21 protein-coding genes and 2 tRNA genes are annotated in these 22,937 nt (G+C 39.5%); 2 read left to right on the plus strand and 21 right to left on the minus strand.

The window, feature by feature from the left end; all coding sequences use genetic code 11:
* Positions 1 to 78: 78 nt before the first annotated feature.
* The 8 genes from CWR48_RS16630 to CWR48_RS16665 all read right to left on the minus strand — a co-directional run bounded on the left by CWR48_RS16630 (position 79) and on the right by CWR48_RS16665 (position 5,656).
* Positions 79 to 152: transfer RNA gene (locus tag CWR48_RS16630), tRNA-Arg, on the minus strand.
* Positions 153 to 158: 6 nt separating this feature from the next.
* Positions 159 to 232, minus strand: a tRNA-Gly gene (locus CWR48_RS16635).
* Between the two features lie 295 nt (positions 233 to 527).
* Positions 528 to 1,037, minus strand: a complete 510-nt coding sequence (locus CWR48_RS16640) for a YfcE family phosphodiesterase (protein ID WP_115774454.1) — start codon at positions 1,035 to 1,037, stop codon at positions 528 to 530.
* 24 nt (positions 1,038 to 1,061) lie between these two features.
* Positions 1,062 to 1,652 carry an XTP/dITP diphosphatase gene (locus tag CWR48_RS16645; RefSeq protein ID WP_115774455.1) on the minus strand — a complete coding sequence of 197 codons (591 nt, stop codon included), beginning with the start codon at positions 1,650 to 1,652 and terminating at the stop codon, positions 1,062 to 1,064.
* Positions 1,653 to 1,664: 12 nt separating this feature from the next.
* The gene (rph, locus tag CWR48_RS16650) at positions 1,665 to 2,417 is read right to left on the minus strand and encodes a ribonuclease PH (protein WP_115774456.1); all 753 of its coding nucleotides are present in this window, start codon (positions 2,415 to 2,417) and stop codon (positions 1,665 to 1,667) included.
* A 525-nt stretch (positions 2,418 to 2,942) separates the two neighbouring features.
* On the minus strand, positions 2,943 to 4,019 hold the full coding sequence (locus CWR48_RS16655; protein ID WP_115774457.1) for a GerMN domain-containing protein: 1,077 nt from the start codon (positions 4,017 to 4,019) through the stop codon (positions 2,943 to 2,945).
* Positions 4,020 to 4,393: 374 nt separating this feature from the next.
* Positions 4,394 to 5,218 carry a glutamate racemase gene (gene racE / locus CWR48_RS16660; RefSeq protein ID WP_115774458.1) on the minus strand — a complete coding sequence of 275 codons (825 nt, stop codon included), beginning with the start codon at positions 5,216 to 5,218 and terminating at the stop codon, positions 4,394 to 4,396.
* Between the two features lie 21 nt (positions 5,219 to 5,239).
* Positions 5,240 to 5,656: a MarR family winged helix-turn-helix transcriptional regulator gene (locus tag CWR48_RS16665; protein ID WP_211316771.1), complete on the minus strand. Its 417-nt coding sequence runs from the start codon at positions 5,654 to 5,656 to the stop codon at positions 5,240 to 5,242.
* Positions 5,657 to 6,028: 372 nt separating this feature from the next.
* Here CWR48_RS16665 and CWR48_RS16670 point away from each other — a divergent pair, with 372 nt between their 5' ends.
* Positions 6,029 to 6,253, plus strand: coding sequence for a helix-turn-helix domain-containing protein (locus tag CWR48_RS16670; protein ID WP_115774460.1), 225 nt, complete (start codon positions 6,029 to 6,031; stop codon positions 6,251 to 6,253).
* 148 nt (positions 6,254 to 6,401) lie between these two features.
* Here the strand turns inward: CWR48_RS16670 and sdhB are convergent, their stop codons facing one another.
* The 3 genes from sdhB to CWR48_RS16685 are packed head-to-tail and all read right to left on the minus strand — an operon-like array spanning position 6,402 to position 9,586.
* Positions 6,402 to 7,166, minus strand: coding sequence for a succinate dehydrogenase iron-sulfur subunit (gene sdhB, locus CWR48_RS16675; protein ID WP_115774461.1), 765 nt, complete (start codon positions 7,164 to 7,166; stop codon positions 6,402 to 6,404).
* Between the two features lie 17 nt (positions 7,167 to 7,183).
* On the minus strand, positions 7,184 to 8,935 hold the full coding sequence (gene sdhA / locus CWR48_RS16680; RefSeq protein WP_115774462.1) for a succinate dehydrogenase flavoprotein subunit: 1,752 nt from the start codon (positions 8,933 to 8,935) through the stop codon (positions 7,184 to 7,186).
* 30 nt (positions 8,936 to 8,965) lie between these two features.
* Positions 8,966 to 9,586 carry a succinate dehydrogenase cytochrome b558 subunit gene (locus CWR48_RS16685; protein WP_115774463.1) on the minus strand — a complete coding sequence of 207 codons (621 nt, stop codon included), beginning with the start codon at positions 9,584 to 9,586 and terminating at the stop codon, positions 8,966 to 8,968.
* A 351-nt stretch (positions 9,587 to 9,937) separates the two neighbouring features.
* On the opposite strand from CWR48_RS16685, the gene CWR48_RS16690 reads away from it, so the two are divergent.
* Positions 9,938 to 10,375: a DUF2507 domain-containing protein gene (locus CWR48_RS16690; RefSeq protein WP_115774464.1), complete on the plus strand. Its 438-nt coding sequence runs from the start codon at positions 9,938 to 9,940 to the stop codon at positions 10,373 to 10,375.
* Between the two features lie 17 nt (positions 10,376 to 10,392).
* Here the strand turns inward: CWR48_RS16690 and uvrC are convergent, their stop codons facing one another.
* The 10 genes from uvrC to polX all read right to left on the minus strand — a co-directional run bounded on the left by uvrC (position 10,393) and on the right by polX (position 22,877).
* Positions 10,393 to 12,180: an excinuclease ABC subunit UvrC gene (gene uvrC, locus CWR48_RS16695; RefSeq protein ID WP_115774465.1), complete on the minus strand. Its 1,788-nt coding sequence runs from the start codon at positions 12,178 to 12,180 to the stop codon at positions 10,393 to 10,395.
* A gap of 85 nt (positions 12,181 to 12,265) precedes the next feature.
* On the minus strand, positions 12,266 to 12,580 hold the full coding sequence (trxA, locus tag CWR48_RS16700) for a thioredoxin (RefSeq protein WP_115774466.1): 315 nt from the start codon (positions 12,578 to 12,580) through the stop codon (positions 12,266 to 12,268).
* Positions 12,581 to 12,664: 84 nt separating this feature from the next.
* The gene (locus CWR48_RS16705) at positions 12,665 to 13,639 is read right to left on the minus strand and encodes an electron transfer flavoprotein subunit alpha/FixB family protein (protein ID WP_115774467.1); all 975 of its coding nucleotides are present in this window, start codon (positions 13,637 to 13,639) and stop codon (positions 12,665 to 12,667) included.
* 29 nt (positions 13,640 to 13,668) lie between these two features.
* Positions 13,669 to 14,442: an electron transfer flavoprotein subunit beta/FixA family protein gene (locus CWR48_RS16710; RefSeq protein WP_115774468.1), complete on the minus strand. Its 774-nt coding sequence runs from the start codon at positions 14,440 to 14,442 to the stop codon at positions 13,669 to 13,671.
* A 23-nt stretch (positions 14,443 to 14,465) separates the two neighbouring features.
* The gene (locus CWR48_RS16715) at positions 14,466 to 15,239 is read right to left on the minus strand and encodes an enoyl-CoA hydratase (RefSeq protein WP_115774469.1); all 774 of its coding nucleotides are present in this window, start codon (positions 15,237 to 15,239) and stop codon (positions 14,466 to 14,468) included.
* A gap of 33 nt (positions 15,240 to 15,272) precedes the next feature.
* Positions 15,273 to 15,854, minus strand: coding sequence for a fatty acid metabolism transcriptional regulator FadR (locus CWR48_RS16720; RefSeq protein WP_115774470.1), 582 nt, complete (start codon positions 15,852 to 15,854; stop codon positions 15,273 to 15,275).
* Positions 15,855 to 15,982: 128 nt separating this feature from the next.
* Positions 15,983 to 17,668, minus strand: coding sequence for an AMP-binding protein (locus CWR48_RS16725; RefSeq protein ID WP_115774471.1), 1,686 nt, complete (start codon positions 17,666 to 17,668; stop codon positions 15,983 to 15,985).
* Between the two features lie 671 nt (positions 17,669 to 18,339).
* Positions 18,340 to 18,750, minus strand: a complete 411-nt coding sequence (locus tag CWR48_RS16730; RefSeq protein ID WP_115774472.1) for a DUF350 domain-containing protein — start codon at positions 18,748 to 18,750, stop codon at positions 18,340 to 18,342.
* 38 nt (positions 18,751 to 18,788) lie between these two features.
* Positions 18,789 to 21,131: an endonuclease MutS2 gene (locus tag CWR48_RS16735; protein WP_115774473.1), complete on the minus strand. Its 2,343-nt coding sequence runs from the start codon at positions 21,129 to 21,131 to the stop codon at positions 18,789 to 18,791.
* A gap of 27 nt (positions 21,132 to 21,158) precedes the next feature.
* Entirely contained in the window at positions 21,159 to 22,877 is a 1,719-nt protein-coding gene (gene polX, locus CWR48_RS16740; protein ID WP_115774474.1) for a DNA polymerase/3'-5' exonuclease PolX, read from the minus strand.
* Positions 22,878 to 22,937: the final 60 nt, after the last annotated feature.

Consider the following 22,937-nt stretch of genomic DNA (forward strand, 5'->3'; position numbering starts at 1 on the left):
AACACTGCCAAACGCTTTAAAATCAACGTTTAACAGTGTTTCCCGTTTCACTCTTTCTTACCAGTTCTAACTTGACGACGTCCCAGGCAGGATTCGAACCTGCGACCCACAGCTTAGAAGGCTGTTGCTCTATCCTGCTGAGCTACTGGGACGTATATTGGAGCGGGTGAAGGGAATCGAACCCTCATCATCAGCTTGGAAGGCTGAGGTTTTACCACTAAACTACACCCGCATCTGTTGCTCTTTCTAACTCTTAGATTTACAATATGTAATTCGTTTAAAAATGTTCTTTTTTAACGGACAAGTTTCATTATAGGCAATAGGGTATTTTTTGTCAACCATTTTTAAAAACTTTTTCTAAAAAAATTAAAAACTAGAATACGAGAGCATTGAAATAATATGATTGATACGTAATTCCAGTCCAATAACAAAGGCTGATTTCGTTGTATTATATCAACATATCCCTATCTTCAATCACGGGGCCACAGCTCTTAATTTTTGAACTGGATTACTTTTCGTTTCGTAAATTACAGGGTTACTTGTTTACATAAATCAGGAACCTCACTACCATCTAATGCATAAAAATGGATTTTTATATCATCTGTCTTTTCCCACTCCATCACAACATACGTTTTTTCTTCACGTCGTCTTGGCAAGCGGATACTACCGGGATTAATATATATTTGCTGTTCCTTCTGCAGTGTACCAGCTAGATGGGTATGTCCAAAACAAATAACATCTGCTCCAGCTTCCTTTGCGCGCATCGATAATTTTGTTAAGTCTGTTTTCACTCCAAGCAAATGTCCGTGTGTCACATAAAAAGTGAATGGATCAATCTTGATGATTTGTTCATTTGCATAGCGTTGATCGAAGTCACAATTACCCGCGACAGTATAGAAGCCTTCTAGCTCGACCGCATCTGGCTCTAACTCTGAATCCCCACAATGAATAAGATAATCAACTTGATGCCGTGTTTTTATCATCGTTATTTCTTCTCTTAATCCATGGCTATCGCTCATGATTAATACTTTCGTCATCTCTTACCCACCTTTAACAAAACTTCATTTACTATATAACCCTTTTTCCAACTGGCTAATCGCATTTTTTCGGTGGCTAATTTTATTTTTCTCCTCGGGTGGGAGTTCTGCCATTGTCTGAGTATACCCATCAGGAATGAAAATTGGATCATAGCCAAATCCATTTTCTCCTATTTCAGTATGCCCAATTGTTCCTTTACAATATCCTTGATAAAATACGGTTTCTTTATCCGGAACTGCAATTGCCAGAACACAAATAAATCGAGCCGTACGCTCTGCTTCCGGTACCTCTGACAATTCGCCCAGCACTTTTCGAATATTTGCCTTATCATCCGTTGGTTCGCCAGCATATCTGGCAGAGAAAATGCCAGGGCGACCATCAAGGGCATCGATAATCAGACCAGAATCATCCGATAGCACCGCAATATTAAACCGACGCGAAATTTCTTCTGCTTTTAATGCTGCATTTTCTTCAAAGGTTTTGCCTGTCTCTTCGATATCTGGTGCATCTTCAAGATCTAGTAATGAGACAACTTCTACATTATTCTTTGAAAAAAATTGCTTGAATTCAGCTATTTTCCCTTTATTCTTCGTCGCAATCACTATTTTTTTCATACTCGCGTCCCCTTAATTTGCTTTTGTTTCGCCAATACGCTCTTTAAGTTCACCAAGCACTTCTTTTTGTATGCCAATAATTTGTTCCAAACCTTCACTTGCTAATTTGAGCATGATTTGCAACTCACTGATGGAGAAAGTCGCTTCCTCACCCGTACCTTGAATTTCCACGAATTCTCCTGACCCTGTCATCACAATATTCATATCGACATTTGCTGCAAAATCTTCTTCATAATTCAAGTCTAAAATTGCTGTTTTATCTGGTAAAATCCCTACAGATGTTGCACATAGGAAGTCGGTTACAGGCATTTTGCCTATTTTTTTATTTTCTAATAACTTTCCAAAAGCAAGGACAACAGCGACAAATGCACCTGTTATTGAGGCCGTTCTTGTCCCACCATCTGCTTGGATGACATCGCAATCAACCCAGACAGTTCGTTCGCCAATTTTACTTAAATCGACTACAGATCGTAGTGCTCTGCCAATTAATCTTTGGATTTCCATCGTTCTGCCGCTTACTTTCCCTTTCGATGATTCACGGATATTCCTGTCTGCGGTTGCCCGTGGCAGCATCGCATATTCCGCAGTAATCCAACCCTTTCCTTGTCCACGCATAAATGGAGGAACTCTATCTTCAATACTTGCATTACATATTACTTTTGTATTGCCGACTGTTATTAAAACAGAGCCTTCAGGATGGGTTATGTAGTTCGGGGTTATTGTTATTGGTCTAAGTTCGTTTACTTCACGTTGATCATTACGCATTCAAAATTCCTCCTTGGTAGTTAAGAAAGTATAACATATTTCTTACTACATAAATGCAACTAGGGCTGTCACCGAAAAGCTTAGGTTTTACATTAGTTTTCTAATATTTTATCACTAGCTTATCATATTTTCTGCAAAAAAAAAATGAACATACATCCATTCAAATTGAAATCCTTGGATGTAAGGTTATTCTGGTTTGTTTGATAATTTTCCAGCTTGCCCTTACTCTGGAGATACACTACGCTTGAGAGCGGGAAATCTTTTATTATTAGATGAAGCTCCTTCTAATATTGTCTACGAGTATTGCAAGGTAAAATTTATAATATAAAAAATGGAAAGAACAAAAGCTTAAAGCAAGTTTGAGCTGTGTACGGACTGCGCCTCACGGAGGTGAGGGAAGTCTCGCTAAGAGCACGGGCGCTGGAGCTGGACGTGGCTATTCTCAGTAATTAAGTTATCCACTGCATTTAAATTTTATAATTTCCTAGACGATTAAAAAAGAGGCTAGTATATTAGCCTCTTAGATTATAATTGTTCTGTTGGTGTAAAAGTTTGCTTCGTTACTGGTTCATCGTAGGATTCGCCATTTTCATTGACGAGCTGCTCCTTATTTTCAACCTTTATATCGACTGCATCGATTGACTGTTGTTCGGTTAACGTGCGCACTAGTGTTTCCATTACTTCATCAGCGATAATTCCTTGTTCACTATCCTTTAAAATTTCATCATTAAACACTAATTCAAGCACTCCATCGCTCAATACAGGCTTGCTTGCCAAATCCGTTTTCGAATTAAACACATGGACAACATTCGCTTGGAAACCAGGTCCATTTAATAATGATTCAATGATAGATTGATAGAAATCCCCATCACCTTTTTCAACATATTGAGTAACCGGAACATAATAACGGTTTTCGCCATGCTCTGCAGGATAATACATCGTAACAGCCTGGCTATTTACTAAATCAACCGTGTCCGTATCCGTAATGTTTATTCCATTTGCACGTGAATAGCCATCACCAATTGGCGTACCATTCACCGGCATTTCTGTTTGTGGATGACCATTAATCCAGAGCTGCACTTTATCTACATTTTCGAATTGGGTTAATGTATGGGTAACCGATTCTAAGATTTGTAGTTCATCCGTTGCTTCGTAGTCCTTGAACTCTTCCGAAAAATCAACAATCATTGTTCCGTCTTCTTTAAGATTAACGCCCATGACCTCTGTTCCTTCTGGTAGCACTGCTTGGAATCCATTCGGAAGCATTTCAGTGATTGGCCCACCTTTAACTAAATATTCCAATACTTGTGTTGCCACTTCTTTTGATTCAAGCTTTGGCAATTCCAGTGTTTGTGACGCAACCATCCCATTCGCATCGATTAAAAATAATTGTCTTGGCACAGTGTCTGCCACCACTACCGCATCTTCGACTTCGTTTGGTGCTACCGAATCCTCGCCGGCAGTCGGTTCTTCTAAATTATTCACATTCTTAGCATCTTGCGGAGGGTCTAAGTCTTCTAAAGATTGTTCCCCTTGAAAACACCCAGTCAACAGAACTGAAAGTGTAATTGCGCCTGTCAAAAGTAACCCTTTCTTTTGCATGTTCATACCTCCTACGATGGTTTGTACTACTATGTATACGAGCTTTTATTTCAAAATAGACCACCAAAGTAAAAGGCGGAACTTCTTTTTAATTTTATGAACAAAAGCTTAAAGCTAGTTTGAGCTGTGTACGGACGTGAGGTGGTTCGACGTTGCCACAGGACGTGGCGAACTTAGTCGAATTTCTCCTTGCCTTTTGAGATAAAGGAAACTCTTTGGGAGCGTAAGCGGTTGACTTAGACTACGGAGGTGAGCGAAGTCTCGCTACAGCTTTAGCGCTGGAGCTGGACGTGGCTGTTCTCGATAATTAAGTTATCCACTGCATCAAATTTAATAGTTTCCTAAGCAATTAAAAAAAACAAGGAACATGGAAATCATGCTCCTTGATTCATTGGTAGTGTTGCCTTTTCTATTTTTAACATCTCTGATTTATGATCCTTAAAAATACTTTTTGCAATTTTATTAAACATGACTAGTTCACCAGTTGTATAAAATTGATGGATGGGAAGCTGGTCCTCATTGTTTAATAAATGATGAACATCCAAGATTGTACTCGTTTCCCTTGCCGTCTCTTCACTGGAAGAAATAATGGTTACCTGTTCCCCGATGGCATGCTGTATCGTATCCTTCAGTAATGGGTAATGGGTGCAGCCTAATATCAATGTATCCATCTGCTTAAATTCTTCTAGTGGTGCTAATGATGCAGCAACAACTGCTTGTGCTTCTGCACCGGCGATAATACCCTTTTCCACCATCGGTACTAATAATGGGCATGCAAGCGGATATACACGTATTTCCTCATTTATTTTTTTTAATGCTTCTTTATATGCCTCGCTCTTAATCGTTCCCTCTGTACCAATAACACCGATATGCGTATTGTTGGTAACCTTTATCGCTGCTCTTGCTCCAGGCTGAATTACGCCAATTACAGGAATGTCTAACTTTTCCTGCAAATCATTTAATGTGAAAGCTGTTGCCGTATTACAAGCAATGACTAGCATTTTAATGTCTTTTTTTAATAAAAACGCAACCATTTCCCAAGTAAATTGCTGTACTTCTTCTTTTGATCTAGGTCCATATGGACATCTTGCTGTATCACCTAAATAAATTAATTTCTCTTTCGGTAATTGGCGCATCAACTCATGTGCTACAGTTAATCCACCAACCCCTGAATCGATAACTCCAATTGCTTGATTCAAACGATCGCCTCATCTATGCTGTTATTTTTCATTTACCCTTTTCATTTGTTCATGTAAAAGATCCAATAATTGATTTAATTTCGTTACATCTGAATCTGAGAATGCCGCAAGTACCTCTCCTAAATATACCTGACGCTTTGCTATCACCTCATGTATAATGACTTTCCCTTTTTCCAGCAGGTGAATGCGAACGACACGTCGGTCCTTTTCATCACGTACTCGCTTCACTAGTTCCGTTTTTTCCATTCGATCAACCAAGTCTGTCGTTGTACTAAAAGCAAGACTTATTTTATTTGATAATTCACCAATAGTTAAATCGCCTTCCTCAAGTAACCACTGTAAGGCAACAAATTGTGGAGGTGTGATTGGATAATTATTTAAAATCCTGCGACCATTTTGTTTAATGACGCCAGAAATATACCGAAGTCGCTTTTCCATTTTATTTATTTCATCTGCGGATGGTTCGTTTATCAACAGTGTTTCCTCCTACAAAGTTCTTTCCATAATAGTTTATCATATTCTGTCAAAAAGCAAGTGTATTTTATTTTTCATCTGCTAAGGTTTGCGGGCTCTCCTTCATTTTAAAACATATCTCCTTTTGTTTTCAGGGGCTTGAGACTTCAGTACAAATTGACATTGTGCTTCAGTAAAGCTAATCCCAACTGAAGTTTACCTTCTATTATAGATCAGAAAAAATTCTCTGTTTTATCATTTATTACACGAACTTATTCCCCCCCGTGTCATAAGCTATATTGACTAAATAATTTCCCTTCAAACTGCAGCTCTACAAGAGCAAGGAGGGGTTAACATTTGAAGGACAACGAGTATAAGCCGAAGCAATTATTAACAAAACGAGAAAAAGAAGTATTCGAATTGCTAGTACAAGATAAAACAACAAAGGATATCGCACAGGAATTGTATATTTCTGAAAAGACTGTCCGGAACCACATTTCAAATGCGATGCAAAAGTTAGGTGTCAAGGGGCGCTCTCAAGCCGTAGTTGAGCTTCTCCGCATGGGAGAATTAAAGCTCTAAGATTAGTGAAGCTTTCACCAGCATTGGCTGTTTTCATAGAGGTGATTAGTGTCGCTTTTCGAACATATTCCAATCCTTTCCAGAATAAACAAAACCGACTTCACGTGCAGGAAGTCGGTTTTGTTTATTCTATATGTTTGCATCATCTTTAATGTGCATTGTCACTTCCAAAGAAGTTCTTAAATGCCTGAATATTTGTTGCACGGTTCATTGCTGCAATGGATGTCGTTAACGGGATACCTTTCGGACAAACTTGCACACAGTTTTGTGAGTTGCCACAGCCACTGATTCCGCCATCCTCCATTAATCCTTCTAAACGATCACCTGCATTCATTTCACCTGTTGGATGTGCATTAAATAGACGTGCTTGGGAAATTGCTGCAGGTCCAATGAAATTAGATTTATCATTTACATTAGGACAAGCTTCTAAGCATACCCCACATGACATACATTTCGATAGTTCATATGCCCATTGACGTTTCTTCTCTGGCATTCTTGGACCAGGTCCGAGATCATGTGTACCATCGATAGGAATCCAAGCCTTTACTTGTTTTAATGCATCAAACATCCGCTCACGGTCTACAATTAAATCACGAACAACCGGGAATGTAGACATTGGTTCTAATCGAATTGGCTGCTCCAATGTATCAACTAATGCTGCACAAGATTGTCTTGCAGTTCCATTAATTACCATTGAACATGCCCCACAAACCTCCTCTAAACAGTTCATATCCCACATTACCGGTGTTGTTTTTTCCCCATTTGCATTGACAGGATTTTTCTGAATCTCCATTAATCCAGAGATAACATTCATATTCTGACGGTACGGTATATTAAATGTTTCCTCATATGGATCAGAACTCGGATCATCTTGTCTTGTTATGATAAATGTAACAGTACTATGTTCAGCCATTTTTACGATACTCCCCCTTAGTGTGTTGTCGTATAATCGCGCTTACGAGGCTTGATTAATGAAACATCAACATCCTCATATGAGAATACTGGTGAAGCAGTCTCTTGATCAAATGCAGCAATCGTCGTTTTTAACCACTCCTCATCATTTCGCTCAGGGAATTCTGGTTTAAAATGTGCCCCACGACTTTCATTACGATTATATGCCCCAATCGTAATTACTCTTGCTAGATGAAGCATATTCTTCAACTGACGGGTAAACATAACACCTTGATTACTCCAGCTTGAAGTATCATTAATACTAATATTCTCCCAGCGTTCAAGCAGCTCAAGAATCTTCTTATCTGTTTCTAGTAGTTTAGCATTATCGCGAACTACCGTAACATTATCTGTCATCCATTCACCAAGCTCTTTATGGATTTGGTATGCGTTTTCACCACCATCCATCTTCATCAATGCTGCAAATTTCTCTTGCTCCTCTTTTTCTCTTGCTTCATATAAAGAAGATGATAAATCCTCTGCGTGCTGATCAAGGCCATCAATATACTCAATCGCTTTAGGACCAGCTACAAGTCCACCATAAATCGCAGACAGCAACGAGTTTGCGCCTAAGCGATTTCCACCATGCTGTGAATAATCACATTCCCCAGCAGCAAAGATACCTGGAATGTTTGTCATTTGGTTCACATCAACCCATAGACCACCCATAGAATAATGAACTGCTGGGAATATTTTCATTGGTACTTTACGTGGATCTTCACCAACGAATTTCTCATAGATTTCAATGATTCCACCAAGCTTAATATCCAATTCCTTAGGATCTTTATGCGATAAATCAAGGTAAACCATGTTTTCCCCATTGATTCCGAGTTTCTGATTAACACAAACATCGAAAATTTCCCGTGTTGCAATATCGCGTGGCACGAGGTTACCATATGCCGGATATTTCTCCTCAAGGAAGTACCAAGGTTCCCCGTCTTTATATGTCCAAATCCGTCCACCTTCACCACGAGCAGATTCACTCATTAGGCGTAATTTATCATCCCCGGGAATTGCAGTAGGATGGATTTGGATAAATTCCCCATTTGCATATTTCACACCTTGCTGGTATAAAATACTTGCTGCCGAACCGGTATTGATCATTGAGTTGGTAGATTTCCCGAAGATAATCCCCGGACCACCTGTTGCGAAAATCGTTGCATCCGCACGGAATGATTTTATTTCATGAGATTTAATATTTTGTGCAACAATTCCGCGGCCAATCCCCGCTTCATCAATAACTGCCCCAACAAATTCATAGCCTTCAAATTTTGTAACTAATCCTTCTACCTCATATCGACGTACTTGTTCATCTAATGCATATAGTAATTGTTGTCCTGTAGTCGCCCCTGCATATGCTGTACGATGCATTTGTGTACCACCAAATCGTCGGAAATCCAGTAAACCTTCTGGCGTACGATTAAACATAACCCCCATCCGGTCAAACATATGTATTATTCCAGGTGCTGCATCACACATTGCCTTTACCTGTGGTTGATTAGCTAAGAAGTCCCCGCCATAAACGGTATCATCAAAGTGAAGCCATGGTGAATCCCCTTCACCTTTTGTATTTACCGCACCGTTAATGCCGCCTTGTGCACAAACGGAGTGAGAGCGTTTTACAGGAACAATCGAAAATAAATCTACACTAACCCCTGCTTCGGCCGCTTTAATTGTTGCCATTAAACCAGCTAATCCGCCGCCGACTATCGCCACTTTACGATTACTCATAATATATAACGCTTCCTTTCTCTCTTTCTATTAAACACCGAATGCAAATTGAATGATTGTTCGAACTCCGAGGTAACTTACCGCGAGAAATACGAATATCGTAATGTATGTTAATACTCGTTGTGATTTCGCTGACTGTGTAATACCCCAAGACACGCAGAAACTCCATAAGCCATTAGCAAAGTGGAATACCGTCGAAACTATGCCGATTAAGTAAAACCAAAACATAAACGGACTAGATAAAATACCTTCCATTAAGCTATAGTCTACATCCGCATTCCCTAGTCCAACTTGTACACGTGTTTCCCATACATGCCATACAATAAATACGAATGTGATAATCCCAGTTATTCGTTGTAGCGCAAACATCCAGTTTCGAAAATAACCATAATTTTTTACAGAATAGTTAGCCGTTAATGCAATATAAACCCCTAAAATTGCATGATACAGAATCGGCAGATAAATAATGAAAATTTCCAGTAATAGTACGAATGGAAGATTTCCCATAAAGCCTGCTGCAGTGTTGAAACTTTCTTCCCCATACACGGCAAAATGATTCACCACTAAATGCTGCACTAGAAATATACCAATTGGTACTACGCCTAGTAGTGAATGAAGTCTTCTGTAATAATACTCACGCTGCCCTGCCATGTTATCCCCCCTTGTTGAATGTTTTATACGAATGATGTACATCTTTTAAAAAATAAAGCGCTTAACTAAAACATGCCAGTATTTTTAAAATAGTACAATTTGTAACAATTTCATTGTACTTCGAACAACAAAAACCGTCAAGAAAACGAATCTAGAATTAGGGGAATACATGTATTATTCCTTTTTTTCTATCATGTAAGTGATTTCATTTGCCGTTTCAATTGTTCATGAAAAAGATGTTTTTCAACTGCAAGGATTATTGTTAAAATAGGATAGAATCGACACTTGATAAATCAAGCAATAATATAGATAATAAAACTAGCAAAGCGGTTGAACGAAAGGATGACATCAATGCCAAAAAAGCAGGAACAATTTTCCACATCACAGCTTGATCAATTACATACAGAAGGTGCTGGATATGACGTACTTCGTTATATAAGTTTACCAGAGTTACTTGGAGCAGAAGCAAACACACTACTGTATTTCATGGGGAGAAATCTTGCGAGGAAATTTACAATTAATGATCTTGAAGATTTAATTGCGATATATGATAAATTAGGCTGGGGCAAACTAGAATTAGTAAAGGAAAAGAAGAAGGAATTACTTTTTCATCTCATGGCAGACGCTATTGTACTCCGATTTCAGGCTTCGTTTACAGCCGATTTCAGGTTGGAGGCAGGATTTCTTGCTGAAGCAATCCAGAACCTAAATGGTATCGAATGCGAATGCATAGAGGAAATTAACAAAAGAATCCATCAAGTGGAATTTAGGATTGTATACACGCAGTAATAAAGACAGAGGCTCCTTTAGAAGGAACTTCTGTCTTTATTTAAATATTTCTGAATGTCGGTTGCAATATTTATCGGGATTCCTAGCTTCGTCATTTCCTCGATATCGGCATTTTTTATTTCCGTGATCGATTTGAAATGGGTTAATAGCAGCCTTCTCCGCTTTTCACCAACACCAGGGATCTTATCCAGTTCCGATTGTACTAAATTCTTTCCGCGTAATTGGCGATGGAATGTGATTGCAAATCGATGAACCTCGTCTTGGATTCGTTGCACAAGGTAGAACTCCTGTGATTGCCGCTCTAACGGAATGACGGCCGGTGGATTTCCATACAACAGTTCACTTGTTTTATGCTTATCGTTTTTCGCTAATCCAGCTAAAGGTATGTCGAGCCCCAGTTCATTCTCTATAACGTCTAATGCTACACTCATTTGTCCTTTTGCACCATCGACAATAATTAAGTCTGGTAGTGGCAAATCTTCCTGTAAAACCCTTGAATACCTTCTCCTAATGACCTCACGCATTGTTTCATAATCATCGGGACCTTTTACGTCCTTGATTTTATATTTGCGATAATCCTTCTTACTCGGTTTCCCATCAACAAAGACAATCATTGCAGATACTGGATCTGTTCCTTGAATATTGGAATTATCGAATGCTTCAATCCGATGTGGGGTTTCAATATTTAATTTCTCACCAAGCGTCTCAACAGCCACAATTGTTCTTTCCTCATCACGTTCGATTAACGCAAATTTCTCTGATAGTGCAATTTCTGCATTTTTAATCGCTAACTCCACGAGCTCCTTCTTTCGTCCTCTAAACGGTGTATGAACATCGATTTCTAATAATTCGCTGAGAATCGTCACATCCGTTCCAATTGGTACAAAAATCTGCTTCGGCTTCAAATGATTTTGATGGAGATAAAAGCGTCCAATAAAGCTAAGGAATGTTTCTTCTGCCGAATCAAAAAATGGAAATACAGAAACATCGCGTTCTATCAGCTTTCCTTGTCTAACGAAAAACACTTGGATACACATCCAGCCCTTTTCAACACTATATCCAAATATATCGCGATCAACGCGATCATTTAAGGTCATTTTTTGTTGTTCCATCACAACTTCAATATGCTGGATCTGATCACGTAATTCTTTGGCACGCTCAAAGTTTAGCTGTTCACTTGCTTCAAACATTTTCTCTTTCAAATTCGTCTTTATTTCACTGAATCCCCCATGTAAGAAGGAAGATATCTCCTGTACAATCTCATTGTACTCCTTAACAGATGGTGGATTCTCGCTACATGCTAAGCATTGGTGCATGTGGTAGTATAGACAAGGCCGTCCAGGTGGATTATTGCATTTCCTAAGCGGATACATACGATCGAGTAATTTCTTTGTTTCTCTTGCGGCAATGACGTTTGGATACGGTCCAAAATATTTCCCCTTATCCTTTTTCACTTTCCGTGTAATTAATAAGCGGGGATGTCTTTCCGAAGTGATTTTTAAATAGGGATACGTCTTATCATCCTTCAACATCACATTATATTTCGGATCGTATTTTTTGATTAAATTCATTTCTAAAATTAATGCTTCAATTTCTGATGAGGTAACAAAATATTCGAAGTCCACGATTTCCTGGACTAATCGTTGGGTTTTGCGATCATGTGCCCCTGTAAAATAAGACCTGACACGATTTTTTAGAAGCTTTGATTTCCCTACGTAGATAATCGTCCCTTGCTTATCCTTCATTAAATAACAGCCAGGTTCTGCTGGTAAGATTGCTAATTTCTCTTTGATTAATTGATTCATATCGTTTCCATTCCTTTAACCTATTAGAAAGTCCCTTGTTATTAATAACAAGGGACCAATATGAGACTATAATGTTGAATGTAGATTAAGCGTGTTTGTTGATCATATCAACTAACGCTTCTTTTGGTTGGAAACCAATTGCTTGGTCAACGACATTACCATCTTTAAACAATAATAAAGTTGGAATACTCATTACACCAAATTTACTTGCAGTTTCTTGGTTTTCGTCTACATCTAATTTCACGATTTGAACTTTTTCGTTTAATTCGCCATCGATTTCTTCTAGAACTGGTGCAATCATTTTACAAGGTCCACACCAAGGTGCCCAGAAATCAGCTAGTACTAAGCCTTTTGATGTTTGATCTGCAAAGTTCTGATCCGATACGTGTTCAATTGCCATTATTATAACCTCCTTTATGCTACATTTAAAGCTCAAATAAAGTATACCATCGATATTATTTACTTCCTAATAGTTTGCTTACAGTTACACTTTCACTTTATTTATTTCTTCAATTAATAAGGGAATTACTTCAAATAAATCGCCAACGATGCCATAGTCGGCAATGTTAAAGATATTTGCTTCAGGATCTTTATTGATTGCGACAATTACTTTTGAATTTGACATCCCGGCCAGATGTTGGATTGCTCCAGAAATGCCGACCGCAATATATAAATCGGGTGTAACTACCTTACCAGTTTGCCCAATTTGCAGCGAATAATCACAGTAGTCGGCGTCACATGCCCCACGCGAGGCACCGACAGCGCCACCAAGTGCATCCGCCAGTTCGTATAGCGGTTTAAAGCCATCTGCACTTTTCACGCCACGCCCACCAGCAACAACCACCTTTGCTTCGGACAGGTCGACCCCCTTCGTTGCCTTTCGTATGACATCTTTTACGATTGTTCGAATGTCGGTTACCTGGATATCATGCTGACGAATATCTCCTGTCCTAGATGGGTCGCGTTCTAAACTTGGAATATTGTTTGGTCGAATCGTAATAAATGGAAAAGCTCCAGTAATCATTTTTTTTTCAAATGCTTTTCCAGAATAAATTGGTCGAATGAAGACTGGCTGGTCTCCATTCGCATCAATCTTTGTCACATCTGAAATTAAGCCAGTATCCAATTTACTTGCAAGCTTCGGGGATAAATCCTTTCCAATCGACGTATGTCCCATCACTATACCATTGGGAGACTCATCGTGAATGACCGCAAGTATTGCTTGTCCGTGCCCTTCTGGTGTATACGTTTTCAAATTATCGTGTTTAACTGTAACCACACGGTCCGCACCGTAATATATTAGTTCTAATGCTTGGCTTTCGAGGTCATCGTCACCACATACGATACCAACGATTTCTGCATCTGCATTCATGATTTTGGCCGCTGCAATTGCCTCAAATGATACATTTCGAAGTGCACCATCCTTTACTTCGCCTACTACAAATAATTTTTCACTCATATTCTTCTCTCCTCTCCTTTTGCCAGTAACTAAATGACTTTCGCTTCGTTTTTAAGTAAACCAACTAATTCCTTTACTTGATCGGTTACATCACCTACAAGTACCCTGCCCGCCGCTTTCGCAGGTGGTAGGAATATTTCAATGGTTTTCGTTTTCGCTTCAACATCCGCTTCTTCAAGGTCAAGATCATCTAGCTCGAGCTCTTCCAGCGGTTTCTTCTTCGCTTTCATGATACCTGGAAGTGATGGATACCTTGGATCATTTAATCCTTGCTGACATGTAACGAGTAATGGCATTGTCGTTTCAATTACTTCCACATCACCTTCGACATCCTTCTCGATGGTTACTTTTGTACCATCAATCGTTATGCTTGTAATTGTCGTTACATAAGGGATTCCAAGTAAATCGGCAACGCGTGGACCGACCTGCCCACTCGCTTCATCAATTGCGACATTTCCGGCAAAAATTAAATCTACATCTCTACCATCAAAAAATGCTTCTAAAATTTTTGCTGTCGTATATTGATCGCCGTCTTCCAAATCTTCCTCGATATTAATTAATACAGCTTTATCTGCCCCCATCGCTAAGGCTGTACGTAATTGTTTTTCCGAATCTTCATTGCCAATCGTAATAACCGTAACCTTGCCACCATTTGCGTCCCGCTGCCTGATTGCTTCTTCAACGGCATATTCATCGTATGGATTAATAATAAATTCTGCACTATCATCGTCAATTTGCCCATTTACTATAGATATTTTCTCCTCAGTATCGAATGTTTTTTTCAGTAAAACATAAATATTCATTAGATCTCCCCCTCTGTTTTCATTTATTTATCTTGGAAATGTGGTTTACGCTTTTCTAAGAATGCCTGAATGCCTTCCTTTGCATCATCTCGACCAAATACGTCGCCAAATGCAATTGCCTCTTCGTCCATTCCTTTCGAAAATGATTCATTTTTTGCGATTGAAATTAAATTCATTATATGGTTTATCGTTGGCTTACTTTTTGTTATAATCTTTGCTGCTAATCGATTGGTTGCATCCAATAGTTCCTCATCTGCTACAACTTGGTTTGCAAGTCCAATCTGATATGCATCGCTCCCACTAATTGGCTCACCCGTTAAAATCAGCTCGTATGCCTTTGCTGTACCAACCAAACGTGGCAGACGCTGTGTGCCAGCAAATCCTGGAATAATCCCGAGCGTAGTCTCTGGTAAGCCTAGCTTCGCATTTTCCGTAACAATTCGAATGTGACAGGCCATTGCTAGCTCTAATCCACCGCCAAAGGCTGCACCATGGATAGCTGCAATTACTGGAATTGAGAGATTTTCAATTCGATTAAACATTTGCTGACCATTTTCTGAAAGTGCTTGGTAATCACTTGATGCTTGAAGTGAGGTAAATTCCTTTATATCTGCACCAGCAGAGAAAAATCTCCCCTCTCCTTTTATAACAACTGCCTTTGCACTATTCTCGTTTTCAATCCTGTCAAATGCCTTGTTCAAATCTTGAATTAATGTGCTAGACAGTACATTTGCTGGCGGATTTTGAATCGTTAAATAGGCGATTTGATCTTTTTCTTCATATACGAGTGCTGTCAATGTTATTCCTCCCTTTTCTGATACAGATTATGGTTAACTTCTTAGACCATGAATTAGTAATGCATGAACCTGTGGTACTTGACTCACCAGGTCATACTTATGTTCCTTCATTACCCAGTTGGTCACAATTTCGTCCAATGTTCCAAAAATCATTTGTCGCATTAGTGGGACATTGATATCTTTACGAAATTGCTTTGACTCGATTCCTACATTAATAATATTGTCAATCATCGTTAAATAGGGTTTGAGGACTTGATTGATTTGACGACGCAATGTAACGTTTGATTGCCTTAATTCCAGCTGTGTGACTATCGCTAAATCATGGTCGTTTGATAGCTGCTTTATGTGCATGTCAATCAACGTGAACAGCTTCTTTTCCGCGCTTACTTGCTTACCCGTTGCTAACGCAATCTCTTCAATAAACTGTCCCATCTTTTCCTTAAAGACAGTGATAAGAATATCTTCTTTGTTCTTAAAATATAAGTAAATGGTTCCATCTGCTACGCCTGCTGCTTTTGCAATCTTGGAAACCTGTGAACCATGGTAGCCGTTCTCTGCAAATACTTTCACGGCAGCCTCGATAATTTGATTGTATTTCGGTTTAGTCGATTTCATGATTTTCTCCTTAACTATTGCCAACAGTGAATGAATGACTATTCATTCATAAAATAATCATAAAGCATACTAGCTCCGAATGTCAATACAAAGCTAGTCCAAACCAATATGAAAAAAAGAGAGGCATACTATGATGTGTGCAGCTCTTCTTCCGCATCAATTAATTTTCTGCGGAGAATTTTACCGATTGCTGTTTTCGGTAATTCATCACGAAACGCATAAATTCTAGGGACTTTATATGCCGCAAGATGCTTCCGGCAATACGCATTTAGCTCGTCTTCGCCGACATCATAACCCGCTTTTAATACAATAAAGGCTTTTACAGTTTCACCTCGATATGCATCAGGAATTCCAACAATAACAGCCTCTTGAATTGCCCCATGCTCGTATAATACTTCCTCGACCTCTCGCGGATAAATATTATAGCCACCAGCAATAATCATGTCCTTCTTCCGATCGACCACAAAGAAAAACCCATCTTCATTCATATAGCCAAGATCTCCCGTGAACAGCCAGCCATCCTTTAGGACATTTTCTGTTTCTTCTGGATTATCCCAATAGCCCTTCATGATTTGTGGTCCTTTTACAGCAATCTCGCCAATTTCACCAATTGCTGCTTCTTCATCCGTAGCATCCATCTTGAAAATCTTCGCATTTGTATCAGGCCATGGCACTCCGATACTTCCATTTACCCTGTCTGTGTATACAAAATTCGCATGTGTAACCGGAGATGTTTCCGTCAAGCCATATCCTTCTACTAATTTTCCACCTGTTATTCTTTCAAATTGTTCTTGAATTTCGCTCGGTAATGGTGCAGAACCACTAATACATGCCTCGATTGATGATAAATCGTATTTTTTAATATCCGGATGATTTAATAAGCCGATATAAATGGTTGGTGCCCCAGGAAATAAGGTTGGTTTCTGCTTCGCAATTGTCTTTAGAACATCTTCTGCATTAAATTTCGGCATCAAAATAATTTTTGACCCTTGCAGGATGGCAAAATTCATTACCGTCGTCATGCCATACACATGAAAAAATGGGATGACTCCTAACACTATTTGTTGTTTTTCTTTCGTCTTGTAAAGCCATGCTTCACACATTTGTACATTGGAAACAAGATTGTAATGTGTCAGCATAACGCCCTTTGGAAAGCCAGTCGTCCCACCAGTATACTGGATTAACGCGATATCCTCCTTTACGTCAATTTCTACTTCGAGATATTCTGCTGGAGTGTTATCGAGTATTGCTTGCCATACATGAGTCTCGTTGCTCTGCTCTATTTTAACAACCATATTATATTCCCGTTTTTGGATGAATGGATAGATTAGGTTTTTCGGAAATGGCAAGTAATCCTTTATACCGGTTACGATCACATGCTTGAGATTAGTTTTTCCTTTAACATTCGTGACTCTTGGTACCAATATGTCCAAACAAATAATGATTGTTGTCCCCGAATCCTTTAATTGAAATTCTAGTTCGCGCTCGGTGTAAAGTGGATTCGTCTGGACAACAATTCCTCCTGCCATCATAACGCCAAAATAGCTGATTACTGCCTGTGGACAATTAGGTAGCATGATGCCGACACGATCCCCTTTTTCCAGTCCAATTGATTGCAAATAAAAGGCGAGCTGCTTTGCCTGGTTATACAATTCATCGTAAGTTAATTCTTTCCCCATAAAATGAAGCGCTTTCTTTTTCTTGTGCCGTTCAGCACTTCCTGCAAGAAAAGCATGTAATGGTTTTTCTGCATATTTTATTGTAATAGGAATTTCACTCGGATAATGTTCATGCCATTTCTTAACCAGCTCCATCTGATCTCCTCCTTATTTAATCCATTATAACTATTATATCGATTTATTTCTATTTTTAGAAATGTTTTGCAATAATTTTTAGTGACATATATACGAAATAAATGCTAATTGTTTACATAAAAGCTTGACTAAACTTTTCTCAATAAGAATGTTCGACTTTCTTATTTAAAGAAAACTTTTAATAAGGTATTGTTACTATCTCTAAGTGGTGGATTATAGCTGAGTAGTTGACGCAAAGTGCGGATTAGTTTGGAGTGAAGAGAACTCACGGGCCGGCCGCTCCAGAAATACACTTCGCTGGCTATGTGCGAAACCTTTCAATATAGGAGTAGCAAACGCACTTACTAGCGCCGTTGATTGTAGCGGAGGACAGGAGACTCCTGCGGGAAAAGCAACTGCTGAAGATCCATAGGAAGTGGTCTTCTTCCGAAGGAGCTGAAGCGTTGCCCGCGGAAAGCGACTGTCCGGAGCGAAAATCAACTTTGCTCCTACTTAGTCCACAGTTTATCTAAAAAAAGTGAGCCAAATAAAACGAAAAAACTTCATGCCGCAAAGCTTTTACAGCATGAAGTTTCCATTTAGATGAAATAAATAATTCCGGCTACAATAAAGAGAATCGCAACAATGATTAGTATTTTAGCGAGTCGTTCGAATACCATTCAGAATTCCTCCTAACCACCAATACTTGCACCAATGACAAACGATAAACCAACGGAGATCATCATGGAAATAAAGCCAACCGCCTTGTTTCCCTTGCCAATTTCCTCATCAACTTTAATGGTTGGCGTAAGAAATTCAAAGATAAAATAGCCTAATAATAATAAGATGAAACCTAGCGCGCCCCAGCCAATGCTTTGCAATATTGTATCATTATGTTCAATTGAATAACGGAAGATGGTCGCAATCCCGAAAACCTTACCACCTGTTGCCATTGCAACTGCAAAATTACCGTTTTTGATTTCTTCCCAGTTTTTATACGACGTAACGAGTTCAAAGATAGCTAAAAACACGAGGGTACAGAGGACTACAACACTGTACCTTGCTGCCGTCACAACAATAATATTTTCCCAAAATCCAGCCATATGCTTCCCCCTACATTTGAAATCTCACTTGTTAATCACTAACGGAATTCAATAACGGTTACACCACTTCCACCTTCACCGCTCTCACCAGATCTTGAAGATGCAATACTAGGATGCTTCTTGACATAATCCTGTACACCTTTTCGCAGTGCACCCGTTCCCTTACCATGAATAATCGATACACGAGGATAGCCCGCAAGAATAGCGTCATCGATATACTTTTCTAGTCTTAACAATGCATCTTCATAACGTTCGCCGCGAAGGTCTAGCTCTGTGCTTACATGATAATTCGAGCCTTTAATTGTTGCAACAGGCTTCACGATTGTTTCCTTTTGTTTCCCGAGCAGTTGGAGATCCTGACGCTTCACTTTCACCTTCATTATACCAACCTGTACTAAATATTCATTATCATTTACTTGATTTAAAATTTCGCCTTTTTGATTCATTGATAATAGTTTAACATCATCCCCAGGTTGAAGCGTCTTTTTCTCCTTTGTTTGGGAGACAGGAGTTGTTACCTGTTTTTTGGAGAGATTTGGCTTCGCGTCCTCTAACATTTTCTTTGCTTCGATCCACTCATGCTCTTTTAAGGTGACATTTGTTTTCATGTTTCGAATCTCATCGACAATCATCTCTGCTTCTTCCCGTGCATCTTGGATTGCCTTTTCTGCCTTTTCTTCCGCTTTTTTATACAATGCTTCCCGTTGTTGCTCAAACTGCTGCCACTCTTTCGCAATCTCATCACGAAGCTGTTCACTTTCTTGCAATACCTGATTTGCCTTCTCATAATCTCGTTCCGCACCTAATTGAGATTCTTCTAGTGATGCAATCATATTTTCTACACTTTTCGAATCGACACCAATAAGCCCTCTTGCCCTGTCAATAATTCGTTCTTCGAGGCCGAGCCGTTTCGAGATTTCAAATGCATTACTTCTGCCAGGTACCCCAATCAACAAGCGATAGGTCGGTTTTAAGGATTCTACATCAAATTCAACCGATGCATTAATGACATTTTCCCGATTATAACTATATGCCTTCAATTCTGGATAATGTGTTGTCGCAATGACGCGTGCGTCTCTATCGATCACTTCATCTAAAATCGACATTGCGAGTGCCGCACCCTCACCTGGATCTGTACCCGAACCAAGTTCATCAAACAACACGAGTGAATCCTGATCGACCTGCTTAATAATACTAACAATATTCGTCATATGGGATGAAAAAGTACTGAGGTTTTGCTCGATCGACTGCTCATCGCCAATATCGGCGAATACTTCTTTAAAGACCGCGAGCTCGCAACCATCAAGCGCTGGAACTTGTAAACCAGATTGTGCCATTAATGTACACAAACCGACCATTTTGATTGTCACCGTTTTACCACCAGTGTTTGGCCCCGTGATGACAATCGATGTATAGGTTTCGCCGATTACCACATCATTTGCAACAACGAGATCACTCGGAATTAACGGGTGTCGCGCTTGCTGCATCTTGATTATTCCTCTGTCATTCATGCTAGGCTTTGCCGCCTTCATTTGCTGCGCCAATTTTGCTCGTGCAGCAATGAAGTCAATTGTTGCAAGAAGCTTGATATTTTCCAGTAAAACCAATTCCTCTGCTGCTATTGCTCCACTCAATTCAGCTAAAATGCGATCAATTTCCTGTTTCTCCTTAACAATTGCTTCTTGTAACTGATTATTTAGGTCAACAATTGCTCGTGGCTCCATAAATAATGTTTGACCTGATGAAGACTGATCATGGACAATCCCGCCGATAACGGCACGATACTCCTGTTTTACAGGAATAACGTAACGGTCATTACGAATCGTCACAATCGAATCAGAAAGCATTTTACTATTGGATCTTGTATAGCTGTCCAATTTCTCCCGAACCCTGCTTTCAAATGAACGAATCGATGAGCGAATGCCGCGTAATTTCTGTGATGCACTATCCATCATATAACCATGGTCATCGATACAGCTTTTGATTTGTTGTTCTAGTTCGCGTAAGGAAGTAATTCCTTCTGCCAACTCTTTTAAAATTGGTAAATCTTCTTCTAAATTTTCAAGAAACCCCTTCACCTGTCTGCCACCATAGATTGTGTTGGCAACGTCCAAACACTCTTCCGTAGAAAGGACACCACCGATGACACTGCGCTTCACACTTCCGCGAATATCAGATATTCCTCCTAATGGAATGACTTTATTTAAGCGGATAATTTGCACCGCTTCATCTGTTTCATCTTGTAAGGCAATAACTGCTGCCAATTCGGTTGATGGCTTAAGTGAAGCAGCTAATTCCTTTCCAATCGATGTTGCTGCGTGTGCCACCAATTGGTCGATAATCTTCTTATATTCAAGCACACGAAGAATTCGTTCATTCATACTTTTCTATAACCCCTTTAAAACCTCTTATTTATTTCTATTAAAATAGGCAATTAACTTGTCTAATGGCCACGTGTTCATAATCATATCTTTATGAACCCACCCTTTTCTAGCCACGCCAACACCGTATTTCATATGCTCAAGCATCCCGTAATTATGGGCATCCGTATTAATCGCAAGCGTGACACCGGCAGCTTGTGCTTTCCTTGCCCACTCTGCAGATAAATCCAGTCGATTCGGATTCGCATTAATTTCTAATGCCGTATTCGTTTCCTTTGCTTTCTCAATCAGCTGATCAACATCCACTTGATAGCCTTCACGTCTGCCGATTATTCTCCCAGTTGGATGGGCGATGAGTGAAACATATGGATTTTCTAATGCACGATTTAAACGATCCATAATTTCCTTCTCGCTTTGATTAAAGCTGGAATGAATCGCACCGATAACGAAATCCATTTCTTTTAAAAACTCATCCGAGAAATCAAGCGACGCATCTGGTAAAATATCCATTTCTACACCTGCGAAAATACGAAAATCATTATATTTTGCATTTAATGCAGCTATTTCTTCCCTTTGCTCCCGCAACCGCTTCTCGTCCAATCCATTAGCAACGCGCAAATAACGGGAATGGTCGGTGATTGCCATGTATTCATAGCCTTTTTCCCTTACTTTATTAACCATTTCCTCTAGTGACTGTGCACCATCACTCCATGTCGTATGCATATGTAAATCACCGCGAATATCGTTTAATTCCAGCAGTGGATGCACCTGTTGGAATGCATCAACCTCACCAGTATCCTCACGTACCTCAGGAGGAATAAAGGTTAAATCGAAGTGCTGGAAAAATTCCTTTTCATTCGAAAATGTTAAAATTTCACCATTTGCTTCGTTTTCTACCCCATACTCATTAATTTTCTCACCACGCGACTTGGCGAGTTGCCGCATTGCTACATTATGGTCTTTCGAACCGGTAAAATGATGGAGCGTTGTTGCAAACTCCTCCTGTTTTACAAGGCGAAAATCAACATTAATATCATATGCAGCTTGAATCGTGACCGATACTTTAGTATCGCCCTTCGCAATGACATCTTTGATTGTCGGCATTGCAAGTAAGTGATCACGAACAATGAGTGGTTGATCGGTTGCGATAATAAAATCAATATCTTTGATTGTTTCGCGCATCCTACGTAAGCTTCCGGCACGAGAATAGTCGATGATTTCTTCAATCCCTGCTAAATATGCTTCAATCTCTTCTGCGAGTGGCAACATCATTGCGATTGGCAACCGCTCTGGTCGTTTACCTGACGTAATAATTGCTGCAAGAATTTTCTCTGCAGATTTTTTTCCAAATCCAGCAAGCTTCTCAACTTTTCCTGTCTCACAAGCTGTTTTTAATGATGCAGCATCGGTTACATCTAATTCTTGGTATAGCTTTGCCAGCTTCTTCCCACCCAATCCAGGAAGATCTAGTAATGGAATCAGGCCCTCGGGAACTTCGGTTGTTAATTGCTCCAGTAATTCCGAGCGTTCACTCTCGACAAAAGCCTGAATGATCGCCCCTGTCCCCTTGCCAATCCCTTTAATCTTCGTAAAGTCATCAATCTCAGCAATTGAGCGTTCATCGCCTTGCAACGCTATTGCAGCTTTACGATACGCCGATATTTTAAACGGATTCTCACCCTTTAGCTCCAAATAAGTTGCAATATGCTCCAGTAATTGAATGACATCTTTTTTATTGACTGCCATCTTCCCACCTGCTTTATTATCTTTTATTTCTTCGTCACTGTTCTAAATTTGTAACGGTTA

This window comes from Oceanobacillus arenosus, assembly GCF_003369575.1.
Taxonomy (GTDB): domain Bacteria; phylum Bacillota; class Bacilli; order Bacillales; family Amphibacillaceae; genus Oceanobacillus; species Oceanobacillus arenosus.